The 15,506-nt window shown below is 73.8% G+C and carries 14 protein-coding genes; 7 read left to right on the forward strand and 7 right to left on the reverse strand.

The window, feature by feature from the left end:
- Nucleotides 1-102: 102 nt before the first annotated feature.
- Nucleotides 103-930 (forward strand): IclR family transcriptional regulator, encoded by an 828-nt coding sequence (locus ACZ607_RS02405; protein ID WP_469730904.1) that lies wholly within the window; start codon nucleotides 103-105, stop codon nucleotides 928-930.
- Nucleotides 931-985: 55 nt separating this feature from the next.
- Nucleotides 986-1,714 (forward strand): dipeptidase PepE, encoded by a 729-nt coding sequence (gene pepE / locus ACZ607_RS02410; RefSeq protein WP_469730907.1) that lies wholly within the window; start codon nucleotides 986-988, stop codon nucleotides 1,712-1,714.
- Here pepE and ACZ607_RS02415 read toward each other — a convergent pair.
- Nucleotides 1,680-3,233: an MFS transporter gene (locus ACZ607_RS02415; RefSeq protein WP_469730909.1), complete on the reverse strand. Its 1,554-nt coding sequence runs from the start codon at nucleotides 3,231-3,233 to the stop codon at nucleotides 1,680-1,682. The genes pepE and ACZ607_RS02415 overlap by 35 nt on opposite strands.
- Before the next feature lie 264 nt (nucleotides 3,234-3,497).
- On the opposite strand from ACZ607_RS02415, the gene ACZ607_RS02420 reads away from it, so the two are divergent.
- Nucleotides 3,498-4,991, forward strand: coding sequence for an MFS transporter (locus tag ACZ607_RS02420; RefSeq protein ID WP_469730911.1), 1,494 nt, complete (start codon nucleotides 3,498-3,500; stop codon nucleotides 4,989-4,991).
- A gap of 63 nt (nucleotides 4,992-5,054) precedes the next feature.
- On the opposite strand, the gene ACZ607_RS02425 is transcribed toward ACZ607_RS02420, so the two are convergent.
- The 5 genes from ACZ607_RS02425 to ACZ607_RS02445 form a co-directional block, all read right to left on the reverse strand.
- Nucleotides 5,055-5,687, reverse strand: a complete 633-nt coding sequence (locus ACZ607_RS02425) for a response regulator (protein WP_469731832.1) — start codon at nucleotides 5,685-5,687, stop codon at nucleotides 5,055-5,057.
- Between the two features lie 135 nt (nucleotides 5,688-5,822).
- Nucleotides 5,823-6,980 (reverse strand): sensor histidine kinase, encoded by a 1,158-nt coding sequence (locus ACZ607_RS02430; RefSeq protein WP_469730912.1) that lies wholly within the window; start codon nucleotides 6,978-6,980, stop codon nucleotides 5,823-5,825.
- A gap of 11 nt (nucleotides 6,981-6,991) precedes the next feature.
- Nucleotides 6,992-7,714: an ABC transporter permease gene (locus ACZ607_RS02435; protein ID WP_469731834.1), complete on the reverse strand. Its 723-nt coding sequence runs from the start codon at nucleotides 7,712-7,714 to the stop codon at nucleotides 6,992-6,994.
- Nucleotides 7,714-8,676: an ABC transporter ATP-binding protein gene (locus ACZ607_RS02440; RefSeq protein WP_469730914.1), complete on the reverse strand. Its 963-nt coding sequence runs from the start codon at nucleotides 8,674-8,676 to the stop codon at nucleotides 7,714-7,716. The genes ACZ607_RS02435 and ACZ607_RS02440 overlap by 1 nt, the downstream gene beginning before the upstream one ends.
- Nucleotides 8,677-9,136: 460 nt before the next feature.
- Nucleotides 9,137-10,627, reverse strand: a complete 1,491-nt coding sequence (locus ACZ607_RS02445) for a hypothetical protein (protein ID WP_469730916.1) — start codon at nucleotides 10,625-10,627, stop codon at nucleotides 9,137-9,139.
- Nucleotides 10,628-10,826: 199 nt separating this feature from the next.
- Here ACZ607_RS02445 and ACZ607_RS02450 point away from each other — a divergent pair, with 199 nt between their 5' ends.
- The 4 genes from ACZ607_RS02450 to ACZ607_RS02465 all read left to right on the forward strand — a co-directional run bounded on the left by ACZ607_RS02450 (nucleotide 10,827) and on the right by ACZ607_RS02465 (nucleotide 14,813).
- The gene (locus tag ACZ607_RS02450) at nucleotides 10,827-11,864 is read left to right on the forward strand and encodes an ABC transporter substrate-binding protein (protein ID WP_469730918.1); all 1,038 of its coding nucleotides are present in this window, start codon (nucleotides 10,827-10,829) and stop codon (nucleotides 11,862-11,864) included.
- A gap of 107 nt (nucleotides 11,865-11,971) precedes the next feature.
- Nucleotides 11,972-12,808 carry a Nif3-like dinuclear metal center hexameric protein gene (locus ACZ607_RS02455; protein WP_469730919.1) on the forward strand — a complete coding sequence of 279 codons (837 nt, stop codon included), beginning with the start codon at nucleotides 11,972-11,974 and terminating at the stop codon, nucleotides 12,806-12,808.
- A complete protein-coding gene (locus ACZ607_RS02460; RefSeq protein ID WP_469731835.1) occupies nucleotides 12,805-13,548 on the forward strand; it encodes a zinc ribbon domain-containing protein in 744 nt (247 codons plus the stop codon). Before ACZ607_RS02455 ends, ACZ607_RS02460 begins: the two co-directional genes overlap by 4 nt.
- Nucleotides 13,548-14,813: a bifunctional RNase H/acid phosphatase gene (locus tag ACZ607_RS02465; RefSeq protein ID WP_469730921.1), complete on the forward strand. Its 1,266-nt coding sequence runs from the start codon at nucleotides 13,548-13,550 to the stop codon at nucleotides 14,811-14,813. The genes ACZ607_RS02460 and ACZ607_RS02465 overlap by 1 nt, the downstream gene beginning before the upstream one ends.
- On the opposite strand, the gene eda is transcribed toward ACZ607_RS02465, so the two are convergent.
- The gene (gene eda, locus ACZ607_RS02470) at nucleotides 14,810-15,454 is read right to left on the reverse strand and encodes a bifunctional 4-hydroxy-2-oxoglutarate aldolase/2-dehydro-3-deoxy-phosphogluconate aldolase (protein ID WP_469730923.1); all 645 of its coding nucleotides are present in this window, start codon (nucleotides 15,452-15,454) and stop codon (nucleotides 14,810-14,812) included. The genes ACZ607_RS02465 and eda overlap by 4 nt on opposite strands.
- Nucleotides 15,455-15,506 lie beyond the last annotated feature (52 nt).

Here is a 15,506-nt window from a genome sequence, read left to right on the forward strand (position 1 = left end):
AGCGCGGGGCGGGGTGCTGGAGCAACATTCGGGATCCGCTACCGTGGAACGCAATGCTTTCCCGTTATCTGCAATTCAGGTCTGAATGGTGAGATGCTGCTGATGACCGACTTCGCTCTGGACCGCCGCACACCCACCGGTGCCCTGCAGACCGTCGACCGGGCGCTCCTGGTGCTGCTCGCCTTCGAGCGCACCCGGCCCGACTGGGGCGTCACCGAGGTCGCCGAGGAGTTCGGCTGGGACACCTCGGTCGCCCAGCGCCTGCTGGCCACCCTCGCGGGCCGCGGTTTCCTGGTCTCCGACCCGGTCACCCGCCGCTACCGCATCGGCCCCGCCGTGCTGCGGCTCGGCCGCCTCTGGGAGCGCTCCGGATCACTGGAGCTGCTGGCCGGCCCGGTGCTGGAGGAACTGCGCCGGACCACCGGCGACACCGTCCTGTTCTGCCTGCCGGACAACTTCCACATGCGGTGCGTGGCCGCCGAGGAGGGCGAGACCGGGCCGCTGCGCTACTACCCGCTGGTCGGCGAGCTCTACCCGGCGCACGCCGGAGCCACCAGCAAGTCGTTCTACGCCCATCTGCCCGACGACCAGCGCCACCGGCTCTTCCGGGGCCGCCCCATGGCACGGTTCACCGACCGCACCGTCACCGACCCGGACCTGCTGGAACAGGAGTTCCTGAAGGTCCGCGCCCAGGGCTACGCGTGGACCGTCGGCGAGTACGACACCGGGATCGCGACCGTCGCCGTACCGGTGTTCCTGGGGCGCGAGCCCTACGGGAGCCTCAGCCTCGGCGGGAGCGAGGACCGGTTCGGCGGAGCGCCCGAGGACCGGCTCGACGCGCTGCGCCACGCCGCCCACCTGCTGGAGCAGCGGCTCACCCACCCGCCCCAGCGCCCCAAGTCCCGGGCGGGCCGCCCCCGTACGGCCTGACCCCAGCCCGCGAGCCGCCCGGCCGGCTCTCCGCCCCACCGCACGAGGACCCTCTGTGAATCTGCTGCTGCTCTCCAACTCCACCCAGTACGGCCGCGGTTATCTGGAGCACGCTCTGGACACCGTCACCGCGTTCCTCCCGAAGGAGGCGCGGCTCGCCTTCGTGCCGTACGCGCTGGCCGACCACGACACGTACACCGCACGTGTCCGCGCCGCTCTCGAACCGTCCGGGATCCGTGTGCGCGGCGTCCACGAGAACAGCGACCCGGTGGCCGAACTCGCCGCCTCGGACGCCGTGTTCATCGGCGGAGGCAACTCCTTCCGGCTGCTCGACGCGCTTTACCGCACCGGCCTGCGCGAGGCGGTGCGGGACGCCGCGCACCACGGACTGCCGTACATGGGGGCCAGCGCGGGCACCAACATGGCCGCGCCGACCCTCCGCACCTCCAACGACATGCCCATCGTGCAGCCGCCGTCCTTCGACGCGCTGGGCCTGGTCCCGTTCCAGATCAACCCGCACTATCTGGACCCGGACCCGGCCAGCACCCACAAGGGGGAGACCCGCGAGGAGCGGCTCACCGAATTCCTGGAGGAGAACGACGTCCCCGTGCTCGGGCTGCGCGAGGGCTCCTGGCTCCGGGTCCAGGAGGGCACCGCGACGGTCCGGGGAGCCCGTCCCGCCCGGCTGTTCACCCGAGGGGACCGGCCGCAGGAGCTCGCGGCCGGGACCGACGTGTCGTGGCTGCTGGCTACGGAGCCGAGGTTCGACGCTCCGGCGCGCTGACCGGCACCGCCACGGGGGCGGCCTCCGCCGCGGCGCGCGCGTCGCCCTCGCTGCTGGCCAGCAGCACCGGGCGCGCCGGCCGCTGCGCCGGCAGGAACGCGGCCAGCACCAGGCCGATCAGCACCGCCCCCGTGGCGATCATGAACGAGGTCCGGAAGCCCTCCATGCTGGGTACGTCGACCGCGCCCATCCGCACCGAGGTGTTCGCCAGCACCATGCCGATCACCGCGCTCGACAGCGAGGTGCCGATCGACCGCATCAGCGTGTTCAGACCGTTGGCCGCGCCCGTCTCCGACGCGTCGACCGCGCCGATGATCAGGGCGGGCAGCGAGGAGTACGCCAGCCCGATGCCCGCGCCGAGCACCACCGCGATGACCACGGTCTGCCAGGCGGCGCTCATCAGGCCGAGCCCCGCCCCGTAACCGACGGCGATGACCAGCATGCCCAGGATCAGGGTGGTCTTGGGGCCGCGGCGGGCGGAAAGACGGGCGTACAGCGGGGCCACGAACATCATGGTCAGGCCCAGGGGCGCCACGCAGAGCCCGGCCACCACCATGGACCGCCCCAGGCCGTACCCCGTCGCCACGGGCAGCTGGAGCAGCTGCGGCAGGACCAGGGAGACGGCGTAGAAGGCGACCCCGACCATGATCGAGACGAGGTTGGTGAGGAGCACCTCCCGGCGGGCGCTGGTCCGCAGATCGACCAGCGGGGCCGGCGAGCGCAGCTCGAACAGGCCCCACAGCACCAGGATCACCAGGGACGCGGCGATCAGACCGAGGGTCAGGGGAGCGGTCCAGCCCCAGTCGCCGCCCTTGGTCACGGGCAGCAGCAGGCAGACCAGGCCGAGGGAGAGCCCCAGCGCCCCCGCGAGGTCGAAGCGCCCCGGCGCGCGCAGCGGCGGCTCCGGTACGACGAGGACGGTCAGCGTCATGGCCAGCACCCCGAGCGCCGCCGAGGCGAGGAAGAGCGCGTGCCAGTCGGCGTGCTGGGCGACGAGCGCGGCCGCGGGCAGCGCGAGTCCGCCGCCCACGCCTATGGAGGAGCTCATCAGGGCCATCGCCGAGCCGAGCCTCTCGCGCGGCAGCACGTCACGCATGATGCCGATGCCCAGCGGGATGGCACCCATGGCGAAGCCCTGGAGCGCCCGGCCGACGATCATGATCACCAGGCTGTCGGTGGACGCGCAGATCAGCGAGCCGACCACCATCACGGCGAGGCTGGCCAGCAGCATCCGCCGCTTGCCGTTCAGATCGCCGAGCCGCCCCATGATGGGAGTGGCGACCGCCCCGGCGAGCAGGGTGGCGGTCATGACCCAGGTGGCGTTCGCCGGGTCGGTGCCGAGCAGGGACGGCAGGTCCTTGATGACGGGGACGAGCAGGGTCTGCATCACCGCGACGGTGATCCCGGCGAACGCGAGCACGGGGACGACGCCGCCCTTGCTCCCGCCCCTGCCCGCGCCCTTGCCCAGGCCCGGGTCGGGGAGCTCCCCCGTCTGCGGTTCGTTCGTCGTCCGTTGCATACGTGAGGCCTCCGGGCAGGGAAAAGGAGCGGCAGTCGAGCGGGGCGGAGCGGGTGGAGCATGCGGCGGCGCGCCGACGGGCAGCGCCGACCGCCAAGTGTGTGCATGTTGAACGCTTCCGTACGTCCGCGATATTCCGGTGAACGCGGCGTAAAAACAGGGAAGTCGGCGAAGGTCCTACGCCGAGGGGCTGAGGACCGATGGGACCGAAGGGGGAGCGGAAACGGATGTACGGGGCACGAGTGGCCTGCGAGTATGACATCCATGGTTGACGCCACCCCGCCCCCGCGGCCTCCCGCCCGATCGAGAACCCGTACCTGGGCCGTGGTCGCGGCCGCCTGCACCGGCCAGTTCCTCGTCGTCCTCGACGTGTCCGTCGTCAACGTGGCGCTGCCGTCCATGCGCACCGACCTGGGGCTGAGCGCACCCGGACTGCAGTGGGTCGTCAACGCCTACTCGATCGCCTTCGCCGGCTTCATGCTGCTCGGCGGGCGGGCCGCGGACATCTACGGCCGCAAGAGGACGTTCCTGACCGGACTCGCCCTCTTCACCGCGGCCTCCCTGGCCGGCGGCCTCGCGCAGGAGGGCTGGCAGCTCCTCGCCGCGCGGGCCGGGCAGGGGCTCGGCGCCGCCGTGCTCTCCCCGGCCACCCTCACGATCCTCACCGCCGCCGTCCCCGAGGGCCCCGCGCGGAGCCGGGCGATCGGCACCTGGATGGCGGTCGGCGCGGGCGGCGGTGCGGCCGGCGGGCTGATCGGCGGAGTGCTCACCGACGTCCTGTCCTGGCGGTGGGTCCTGCTCATCAACGTGCCGGTCGGCGTCCTCGTCATCGCCGGTGCGGCGGTGTGGCTGGCCGAGGGCCGGGCGGGCGACCGGCGCCGCGTCGACCTGCTGGGCGCGGTGCTCGTCACGGCGGGCCTGGCGACCACGGCGTACGGCATCGTGCAGACCGAGGCCGCCGGCTGGGCCGCCGCCGCCACCCTGGTGCCGCTCCTGGGCGGATCGGCGCTGCTGGGCGTGTTCGTCCTGGTGGAGTGGAGGACGGCCGCACCGCTGATGCCGCTGCGGGTGCTCGGGGTGCGGGCCGTCTCCGCGGCGAACGTGTCGATGCTGCTGCTGGGCTCGGCGACCTTCGGCATGTGGTACTTCATGACCGTCTACGCCCAGAACGTGCTGGGCTACACGCCGCTGGAGGCCGGTTTCGCGCTCGTACCGAGCTCCGCCGCCGTCTTCATCGGCGCCAAGGCCGCGCCCGCGCTCATGGCGCGGACGGGCGCCAAGACCCTGGCCGTGGCCGGCGCCCTCGTCGCCGCCGCCGGCTTCGGCTGGCAGTCCACCATGGGCGTGCACGGCTCCTACCTCACCTCGGTCTGCCTCCCCGGCGTCCTGATGATGGCCGGGGCCGGGCTGGCCTCCACCCCGCTGGCCACGCTCGCCACCTCCGGCGCGGCACCCGGCGACGCCGGACTCGTCTCCGGGCTGGTCAACACCTCCCGCACGATGGGCGGAGCGCTGGGCCTCGCGGTGCTCTCCACCGTCGCCGCGGCCCGCACGGCAGGCTCCGGGAGCCCCGCGGAGATCACCGCCGGGTACGCCCTGGCCTTCCGCACGTCCGCCGTGGTCCTGGCGGCCGGGGCGCTGATGATGCTGGTCTGGCTGCCCGGACGCGGGGAGAGGCCCACGAGCACCCGGGCCGGCGGCCGGCCGGGAAGGGCGGGGAAGGAGACGGCGCCCGCACTGCACTCCCCGGAGGCCTGAGGACCTGTTCGGGAAGTCCCGCCCGGCGACGCCTGGCACGCACGCGCGGACCGCCCCCCGGCGTCAGAGCCAGCCCTGCCGGCGTGCCGCGCGCATCGCCTCCATGCGGTTACGGGTGCCGGTCTTGCCGATCGCCGAGGAGAGGTAGTTCCGGACCGTCGACTCCGACAGGCTCAGCTTGGTGGCGATGTCGGCGACCGTCGCCCCGTCCACGGACGCGTTGAGCGCGTCCCGCTCCCGTGGGGTCAGCGGGCTCGGGCCCGCGCCCAGCGCGGCGGCGGCCAGCGCCGGATCGATCACGGTCTCGCCGCCCAGCACCTGCCGGATCGCCTTCGCCAGGTCACCGACCGGCCCGTCCTTCACCAGGAAACCGGACGCACCGGCCTCCATGGCGCGCCGCAGATAGCCCGGCCTGCCGAACGTCGTCAGGATCAGCACCCGGCAGTCCGGCACCTCCGTGCGCAGGTCGGCGGCCGCGTCCAGGCCGCTGCGGCCCGGGAGCTCGATGTCCAGCAGCGCCACGTCCGGGCGGGAGGCGACCGCCTCGTCCACGATCCGGTCCCCGGCGGCCACCTGGGCGACCACCTCGAAGTCCGGCTCCATCCCCAGCAGCAGGGCGAGGGCGCTGCGCATCATTCCCTGGTCCTCAGCGAGCAGGATGCGTACCGGACCCGTGGGCCGGCGGTCCTGCGGCATCTCGTTCACGGGCTCAGATTAAGGGCTGTCCCGTCATCCCCGGAGGGCATACGGGACAGCCCTTAGGCCGTGCACGGCCCTCGCGGAGGACTCTCACGGAGGCCCGGCGGCGCCACCCGCCCGGTGGGCCGCCCCTCAGCCGCAGGCCCGCCCGCGCGCGCCGTCCCCCGGCCAGGCCGGCAGTTCCGCGGTCACGACGAAGCCGCCGTCCGGGCCGGGGCCCGACTCCAGGGAGCCGCCCGCGGCGGCCAGCCGCTCGGACAGCCCCTTCAGCCCCGTACCGCCGACCGTGCCCGCAGGCTGCTCCGGGCCGGGCCCGCTGCCGTCGTCCGTCACCGTCAGCCTGACCCGTTCGGGTGTGGAGCCGAGCACGAAGACACAGCGGGTCGCGCCACTGTGGCGTACGGCGTTGGTGACGGCCTCCCGGGCGACCCAGCCCAGCAGCGCGTCGGTCTCCGGGGCCGGCGGCGGCCCCGAGCGGTGGACGACCGCCTCGATCCCGGCCGCGCTCAGCACCGGCCCGGCCCGGTCCAGCTCGGTGGCCAGGCTCCCCTCGCGGTAGCCCGTCACCGCCTCACGGATCTCGGTCAGCGCCTGGCGGCCCACGGACTCGATGTCGGAGACCTGGCCGAGCGCCGCGTCGATGTCGAGCGGAGCGAGCCTGCGTGCCGCCTCCGACTTCACCACGACGACCGACAGGGTGTGGCCGAGCAGATCGTGCAGGTCGCGCGAGAAGCGCAGCCGCTCCTGCTCGACGGCGCTGCGGGCCAGCTCCTCCCGGGTCGCGCGCAGCTCCATCACCGTCTCGGACAGGGTGAGGATCGCGGCGGTCACACCCCCGGAGATGAAGGTGCCGTAGCCGATGGTCCACGGCTCCGAGACGTGGTCGCCGCGCCACACGGCCACCGCGCACGCGCACCCGGCCAGGACGATCAGGCCGGCCCCCAGCCGCCGGCCGCGCAGGATCGTCCCGCAGGCCAGCGAGAACAACGGGAAGAACAGCAGCCAGTTGCCGCCGTACCCCATCGCGAGACCGAAGGTGAGGGCGCCCATCGCGGCCAGCAGCACGTACGACGTGACGCTCTCCCGCTTCCTCCGGTCGAAGCCCCGGAACACCACCGAGACGTAGAGGGAGTTGAAGGCCAGCAGCCCGAGACCGCCGACCCACGGGTTCGACGTCTCGCCCTGGAGGAGGTTGGAGAACGCGCCGAGCCCCATCAGCAGCACGGGCAGCAGCGCGTACGGGCCGGGCGGGCCGGGCCGCCTGTTCCTCTTCTTCGTCTTCCTGGACACGCTCACTCCGCTCACACGGTCCTCGCCGACCGACGGTAGGACATCACGGCGTAGCCGCCGAACAGCAGCAGCCACCCGCCCAGTACGGCCACGGACCCGGCCCCCGGGGCGTGCCCGGCGATCGTCGACCAGCCCAGGTCGGCGAACCCGTGGGCCGGGGTGTACCCGCCGATGCCGCGCAGCCACCCGGGGAAGACGTCCAGCGGGAACCACAGCCCGCCGACGAGCGCGAAGCCCATCAGACAGGCCACGTTGACCACACCGGTGCCCTGCGGGGTGAGCCGGTACCCGTTGCCGATGCCGAGCAGGGTGAACGGCAGCGCGCCGGCCCACAGCAGCAGCACCAGCGCTCCCCACTGCCAGGCCGCCAGCCGTACGCCGTTGACGAGCCCCCCGGCCAGCAGGATGGCCAGGACGGTCGGCAGGACCGTCACCGAACTGCTGATCGCGCGGCCGGTCACCGCCCGCCACGGGTCCAGCGGTGTGATCCTCAACTGCTGGAGCCAGCCCAGGGACTTGTCCGACGCGATGCCCGTCCCGATCGCCATGGCGGAGCCGAGCGCCCCGTACGCCGCCATGCCGACCATCGACACGGCCTTCCACTCGTCGTAGGAACCGCTCCCGCCGACATTGGTGAAGAGCAGGTACATCATCAGCGGCATGCCCGTCCCGAAGACGAGGAACGCCGGGTCACGCAGGGTCCGCCGGATCTCCAGTGCGATGTACGGGAACATCACGCGACCTCCTTCACCTGGTCGGCGGTCGCTGCTGCGTCTGTGGTGGGTTCGGTGAGCGAGAGGAACGCGTCCTCCAGGGTGGCCCTGCCGACCTGGAGCCCGCGTACCGCCCCGATCCGTGCCAGCTCGACGACGGTCGCGTCCGAGTCGTCCGTACGCAGCAGGGCCCGGCCCCCGCGCACCTCGACGCCCACGACACCGGGGAGCGACTCCAGTCCGGCGGTGGAACGGCCCGCCAGGTCGAACGAGACCAGCCCGCCGCCCGCCGAGCGCTTGATCGCCTCGCCGCTGCCGTCCGCGACGACCCGGCCCCGGTGCAGGACGACGATCCGGTCGGCGTTCCCGTCGGCCTCCTCCAGATGGTGCGTGGAGAACAGGACGGTCCTGCCGCGCTCGGCGAAGGACCGGATCGATGCCCAGAACGCGCGCCTCGCCTCCACGTCCAGAGCGGCCGTCGGCTCGTCCAGCACGACCAGTTCGGGATCGCCCGCCAGCGCGACGGCGAACCGGACGCGCTGGACCTGGCCGCCGGACAGCTTGTCGACGCGCCGGTCCGCGTACTCCGCCACCCCCGCGAGGGCGAGCGCCTCGGCCACGGGCAGCGGGCGCGGGTAGAGGGCCGCGACGAAGCGGACCAGCTCACCCACCGTCACCCGGGGGATCGGACGCCCGTCCTGGAGCATCGCCCCGGCCAGCCCGGCGCGGACCGCCCGGTCGGGGGCGCGGCCGAGGAGGCGCACCGTGCCCGAGTCGGGGTCGTTCAGGCCCAGCAGCAGGCTGATGGCCGTGGACTTCCCCGCGCCGTTGCGGCCCAGCAGCGCCACGGTCTCGCCCCGCCCGACCGTGAGATCCATCCCGTCGACCGCGCGGACGGTGCTCCCCGCCCGGCCGAACGTCTTGACCGCCGCGGTGAACTCCACCGCCGGTCCGTTCCCCTTGATCCCCGTCGTCCGTGTCATGCCGATGACGCTACGGACCGGGCGGATCCCACGGCAGGGGCGTGCGTACGGACTCCGCGATGACAAATGTCCCGGGTGCGCGCGCCGTCGGGAGCGGACGCGGCCGCCGCACGGCCGAGGGCCGCCGCTGCCGGACGGCTGCGACGACCCTCGTGTCGTACGGAGCGGCTCAGGCCGCCGCGCTGCCACCCCCTTCGGAGGGACGCCGGTGACGGCCGTGCGGCTGCGCGGTCACGCTCTCCGCGGATGCGCCTCCTCGGTGCTTTCCGTAGCCGCCGGCTTCGGCCCGTTCCGCGTCCGCCTCCGGCGGACGCGTCTGGGTCGTGTCGGTTCGGGCTTCAGACATGTGGGAAGTCTCCCCGTCGCAAATCGCTTACGTGTGTGTCGCGGCCCCGCCGCCCCCCGGCACGGTCACCGTAGGCGTCCGCGCGGAACGGCTGCGTAGCCCCCCGGGCCGAGTTTATCCAGGTGCGGTGCGCCCGGTGAGAGGCGCCTGCCCCAGGGGCACGGGCGTACAGATCCCGCGCGGGGGCGTCGCCCCGGACGCGTTCGTTCCGGTCGTGACCGCCGGGTGGGGGTCGTCCGCCGGAGCCTCCATCAACGCCACGGCGCAGGGCGCGTCCTCCTGCGCGTACGGCAGATGGAGCACCCCCTCCCGGGTCCAGAAGCCGGACCCGGCGAGCCATCCGCCGGGCGCCGCGACCTGGTGCAGCCGGCGCCCCGCCGGACGCCACAGCCCCACCCAGCTGCCCCCGGCCCCGTCGATCCGCAGCGCCACGGCGCAGCTCTCCGGCATCAGCATCTGCCCGGGCTGCACGGCGAACGGCGTCAGAGTCTCGTCCGGCGCGCGCAGGCACTCCGGGAACCGCACGGGGAGGCAGCTGCCGAGCACGCCCCAGCCCAGCCGGTCGTGGCCGGGCGCGTCCGAACGGACCAGCAGGAGCCCGCTGTCGGCGTCGGCCAGCAGCAGCCGGTCGTTGCTCTCGGGCGCGATCTGCAGCAGCGGGCTCACCTCGCCGCCGCGCCCCAGGTCCACGACGACGGCCTTCACGGGGCCGCCGCCCGGCATCTGGCGGTCCAGGGCGAGCAGCCGGCCCTCGCGGTCCAGCCAGGCACCGCCCGAACAGCGGCCCGGGACATCGGCGACCTGCTCGGGGCCGAACGCGCCGCCCGCCACCAGCCATACGGCGGTGGAGCGTTCGCCCGGGAGCAGGGCGTAGGCGCTCATGCCGTCCGGTGACGGGGGCAGGAGCGTGAGCCCCGCGCAGTCGAGGGCGCCCAGCGGGACCTCACCCGTGCCGGGGCCCGTCGGGTAGAGCAGCGAGAAGGTGTGCCGGCCGGCCGCCACCTCCCGCCGGATCAGCACCCGCCCGTCCGAGAGCGGCAGTACGTCGGAGGCGGCCTCCTCCGGCCGGTCCAGGGGGAGGGGCACGGCGTACGGCTCGGGGCCGTCCAGCGTCCAGCGCTCGGGGAACCAACCGGGGCCGGTCGCCTCCCCGGCCGGGGTGAGCCGCGCCGCGTACGTGTGGTCGGCGCCGAGGGTGAGCGCGGGCGGCACGAGGCGTGACGGGGGCGGGGGGAGAGGCGCCTCGTCCGTGCGCGCGGGGGCCTCCGGCGGCGCGGACGGTGCATCCGGGGCACCCGGTGCTCCCGGGGTCACGGCGTCGCGCGGGGCCACCGTCCCGCGGGGACCGCCGACCGGATCGCCGCCCGGTCCGTCGCCCGTATCGCCGCCCGGCCCGGCCGCCGTCTCCGCCGGGGCCGTCTCCGCAGGGGCCGCGTCGGCCGCGCCCTCCCCGGCCGTGTCCGGGTCCCCGGCCGACGCACCCGCGGCGGGCGGTTGCACCGGCTCCTCCGGCCCGTCCGGCTCCGCCGTTCCGGGCGCGGATCCGGCCGCCGCAGCGGTCCCCGCGACTCCGGCGGTCATGTCCTCGATGGCACAGGCAGTCATGGTCCGGTCACCTCCGGCAACCGAAGCTAGGTTTCGCACTCCCCACCGGACAACACGAGCCCTGCCACTTCACACATAAGGGTGCCGATGTCCTGATTCGCCTGCGGAGTGGGGGGTGGCTGTGCTGTTGATTCCCTGTGAAATAAGGTGAGCCTTCCCTAAGAAAATTTCCTGTGCACGTCCCGAACGGGAGCAGAACATGTCCTTCAGACGCCGCGGCACCGCCGCGATCGGTCTCGCGGTCGCGGCCGCCCTCGCCCTCTCGGCCTGCGGAGGCGACGACTCCGCCGACACGTCCGGGAGCGGCTCGGGCGGTGACAAGAAGGCGGCGGTCGCCACCGGCGGCAAGGACTTCGCGGACGCGGCGAAGAAGACCGCGGCGTACGGGACCGACGCCGAGGCCGGCGAGTTCCCCCGTACGCTCACCCACGCCATGGGCACCACGACGCTCGAATCCGCGCCCGAGCGCGTGATCGTGCTGGACGTCGGCGAGTTCGACAACGTCGTCTCGCTCGGTGTGAAGCCCGTCGGCTACGCCCCCTCCGAGGGCGACGCCGCCATCCCCTCGTACCTGAAGAAGGACGCCGGCGACCCGGTGAGCGTCGGGACGATCAACAGCCTCAACCTGGAGGCGATCGCAGGCCTGAAGCCGGACCTGATCCTCGGCAGCCAGCTGCGCGCGGCGGACATGTACGACGAGCTCTCGAAGATCGCGCCGACCGTCTTCTCCATCCGCCCCGGCTTCACCTGGAAGGAGAACTACCTCCTGAACGCCGCCGCGCTCGACAGGACCGCGAAGGCGGAGTCCGAGCTCGCGGCCTACGAGGCCAAGGCGCGGAAGCTCGGCACCGACATCGGCCCGGACAAGCCGACCGTCTCCATGGTCCGCTACATGCCGGACAAGATCCGGCTCTACGCCAAGGCCTCCTTCATCGGCACGATCCTCCAGGACGTGGGCCTGCCGCGGCCGAAGAACCAGCAGATCGACGACCTCGCCGCGGAGATCAGCCCCGAGAACATGGACCAGGCCGACGCCGACTGGATCTTCACCGGCGTCTACGGCGACGCGAAGGCCACGAAGCGCGACACCGCCCGCGCCAACCCGCTGTGGAAGAACCTCGCCGCGGTGAAGGCCGGCCAGGCCAAGGACGTGCCGGACGAGACCTGGTACCTGGGTCTCGGGGTCACCTCCGCGAACCTGGTCCTCGACGACCTCCGGGCCGACCTCGTCACGTGACCACCCGGGTACGGACCGGGTAACGATTCGTACCGGCCGCCGGTCCCCTCGCACGGGCCCCGGCGGCCAGGGGCGCCGGGGCACGGCGGACAGGTAGCCTTTCCTCCGTGCCCCGTCTGTCTGAAGTCATCGCCGAGCTCGACGCCCTCTGGCCCCCCGAGCGGGCCGAAGGATGGGACGCCGTCGGCACGGTCTGCGGCGACCCCGGAGCGGAGATCGACCGGGTCCTCTTCGCCGTCGACCCCGTCCAGCAGGTCGCCGACGAGGCCCGCACCCTCGGCGCCCAGCTGATCGTGACCCACCACCCGCTCTATCTGCGCGGTACGACCACGGTCGCGGCCACCACCTTCAAGGGCCGGGTCGTCCACGGGCTCATCAAGCACGACATCGCCCTGCACGTCGCGCACACCAACGCCGACACCGCCGATCCCGGGGTCTCCGACGCCCTCGCGGGCGCCCTGGACCTGCGGGTCACCGGCCCCCTCGTGCCGGACCCCACCGACGACGCGGGACGTCGCGGGCTCGGCCGGATCTGCGAGCTCGACCACCCCGAGACCCTCCGCGACTTCGCCGCCCGCGCCGCCGCCCGGCTCCCCGCCACCGCGCAGGGCGTCAGGCTGGCCGGCGACCCCGACGCCGTCGTGCGCCGGGTCGCGGTGAGCGGCGGCTCCGGCGACAGCCTCTTCGACGCGGTGCGCGCCTCCGGCGTGGACGCCTTCCTCACCGCCGACCTGCGCCACCACCCGGCCTCCGAGGCCGTCCAGCACTCGCCGCTCGGCCTCGTCGATGCCGCACACTGGGCCACCGAATGGCCCTGGTGCGAGCAGGCCGCCGCGCAGCTCGACGCACTTTCCGACCGCCACGGATGGGACCTGCGGGTCCACGTCTCGAAGCAGGTCACCGACCCCTGGACCACCCACCACTCTTCTGGAGCCCCCAACTGAACGCCGCGCCCGCCGACCAGATCCGACTCCTCGAAGTCCAGGCACTCGACGTACGTCTGTCGCAGCTCACCCACAGGCGCACCTCGCTTCCCGAGCACGCCGAGCTCGACTCGCTGGGCAGCGACCTCGCGCAGCTGCGCGATCTCCTCGTCGCCTCGCAGACCGAGGAGAGCGACACCACCCGCGAGCAGACCAAGGCGGAGCAGGACGTCGACCAGGTGCGCCAGCGCGCCGTCCGCGACCAGCAGCGGCTCGACTCCGGCGCGGTCTCCTCGCCGAAGGACCTGGAGAACCTCCAGCGCGAGATCACCTCGCTGGCCAAGCGCCAGGGTGACCTGGAGGACGTCGTCCTCGAGATCATGGAGCGCCGCGAGTCCGCCCAGGAGCGCGTCGCCGAACTGACCGAGCGCGTCAGCGCCGTGCAGGCCAAGGTCGACGACGCGACCGCCCGCAGGGACGCCGCCTCCCAGGAGCTCGACGCCGAGGCCGCCACCGTGGCCAAGGACCGCGAGGTCGTCGCGGGCGCCGTCCCCGCCGACCTGCTCAAGCTGTACGACAAGCTCCGCGCCCAGCAGGGCGGCGTCGGCGCCGCGCGGCTCTACCAGCGCCGCTGCGAGGGCTGCCGCCTGGAGCTGAACATCACCGAGGTCAACGACGTGAAGGCCGCGTCCCCCGACGCGGTGCTGCGCTGCGAGAACTGCCACCGCATCCTCGTCCGCACCTCGGAGTCGGGCCTGTAATGTCCGCTCCCCGCCAGCTGGTCGTCGAGGCCGACGGGGGCTCCCGGGGCAACCCGGGACCCGCGGGCTACGGCGCGGTCGTCATCGATCCGGCCGATGGACAGACGCTCGCCGAGACCGCCGAGTACATCGGCGTCGCGACGAACAACGTCGCCGAGTACAAGGGTCTGATCGCCGGGCTGACGGCGGTGAAGGAGCTCTTCCCGGACACGGACGTACAGGTCCGTGTCCGGATGGACTCCAAGCTGGTGGTCGAACAGATGTCGGGCCGCTGGAAGATCAAGCACCCCGGCATGAAGCCGCTCGCCGAGGAGGCCGCACGCGTCCTGCCCGGCTCCTCGGTCACGTACGAGTGGATCCCGCGCGCCGAGAACAAGCACGCCGACCGGCTCGCCAACGAGGCGATGGACGCGGGCAAGCGGGGCGGGCAGTGGGACCCGGCGGCCTCGACGGCCGACCAGGACACGCCGCGCACCCTCGTCGTCCCGGACGCGCCGCCCCGGTCGGGGCCGCCCGGTGACGCGGCGGCGGGCGCGGCGAAGGTCCGTGCCGCCATGGCGGCCGCCCGCCCCACGGAGGCCGCCGCCCCGCAGAGCGCCTCCGCGACCCCGCAGGTCGGCTGGGGGAGCGCACCCGACCTGGGCGCGCCCGCCACCTTCATCCTGCTCCGGCACGGCGAGACGGCGCTCACCCCCGAGAAGCGGTTCTCGGGCAGTGGCGGCAGCGACCCCGCGCTCTCGGAGACCGGCCGTCACCAGGCCGCCTGCGCGGCGGAGGCGTTCGCCGCCCGGGGCACGGTCCAGGAGATCGTGAGCTCCCCGCTGCGCCGCTGCCGGGAGACGGCGGAGGCCGTGGCGGCCCGGCTCGGCCTGGAGGTCCGTATCGAGGAGGGCCTGCGCGAGACGGACTTCGGGGTCTGGGAGGGGCTCACCTTCGGAGAGGTCAGGGAGCGCCACGGCGCCGACCTCACCGCCTGGCTGGCGTCCCCCGACGCGGCGCCCACCGGTGGCGGCGAGAGCTTCGCCGAGGTGGCGGAGCGGGTGTCCGCGGCGCGTGACCGGCTGATCGCCCGTTACGCGGGCCGCACGGCCCTCCTGGTCACGCACGTCACCCCGATCAAGACCCTGGTCCGGCTCGCGCTGGGGGCCCCGCCGGAGTCGCTGTTCCGCATGGAGCTGTCGCCCGCGTCCATCTCGACGGTGGCGTACTACGCGGACGGGAACCCCTCGCTGAGGCTCCTCAACGACACCTCGCACCTGCGTTAGCGGACCAGCGCCGACGCCTCCGCGGCCAGCCGCTCCACGCGGGCCCAGTCCTTCGCCGCGACCGCGTCGCCGGGCACCATCCAGCTGCCGCCCACACAGCCGACGTTGGGCAGCGCCAGGTACGACGGCGCGGAGGCGAGCGAGACGCCGCCCGTCGGGCAGAACCGTGCCTGGGGGAGCGGGGAGGCCAGGGCCTTGAGGTAGGCGGTGCCGCCGGCGGCCTCGGCGGGGAAGAACTTCATCTCCGTGACCCCGCGCTCCAGCAGCGCCACGACCTCGGACGTCGTGGAGACGCCCGGCAGGAACGGCACGCCCGACGCCTTCATCGCGTCCAGCAGGGCGTCCGTCCAGCCGGGGCTGACCAGGAAGCGCGCCCCCGCCGCGACGGTCGCGGTCACATGCGCCGGGGAGATCACCGTGCCGGCGCCGACCACGGCGTCCGGGACCTCCGCGGCGATCGCCCGGATCGCGTCGAGGGCGGCGGCCGTCCGCAGGGTGACCTCGATGGCGGGGAGCCCGCCCGCGACGAGCGCGCGGGCCAGCGGCACCGCGTCGGCCGCGTCCTCCAGCACGACGACGGGGACGACGGGGGCGAGGTCCAGCACGGAGGTGGACACGGCGGCGGGCACGGAGGAGGTCATGGACTCATCCTGCCGCGAGAACCGCACTCCGCGCAACGCGCGTTGCGTATGC

This window comes from Streptomyces sp. NPDC104381, from assembly GCF_055583745.1.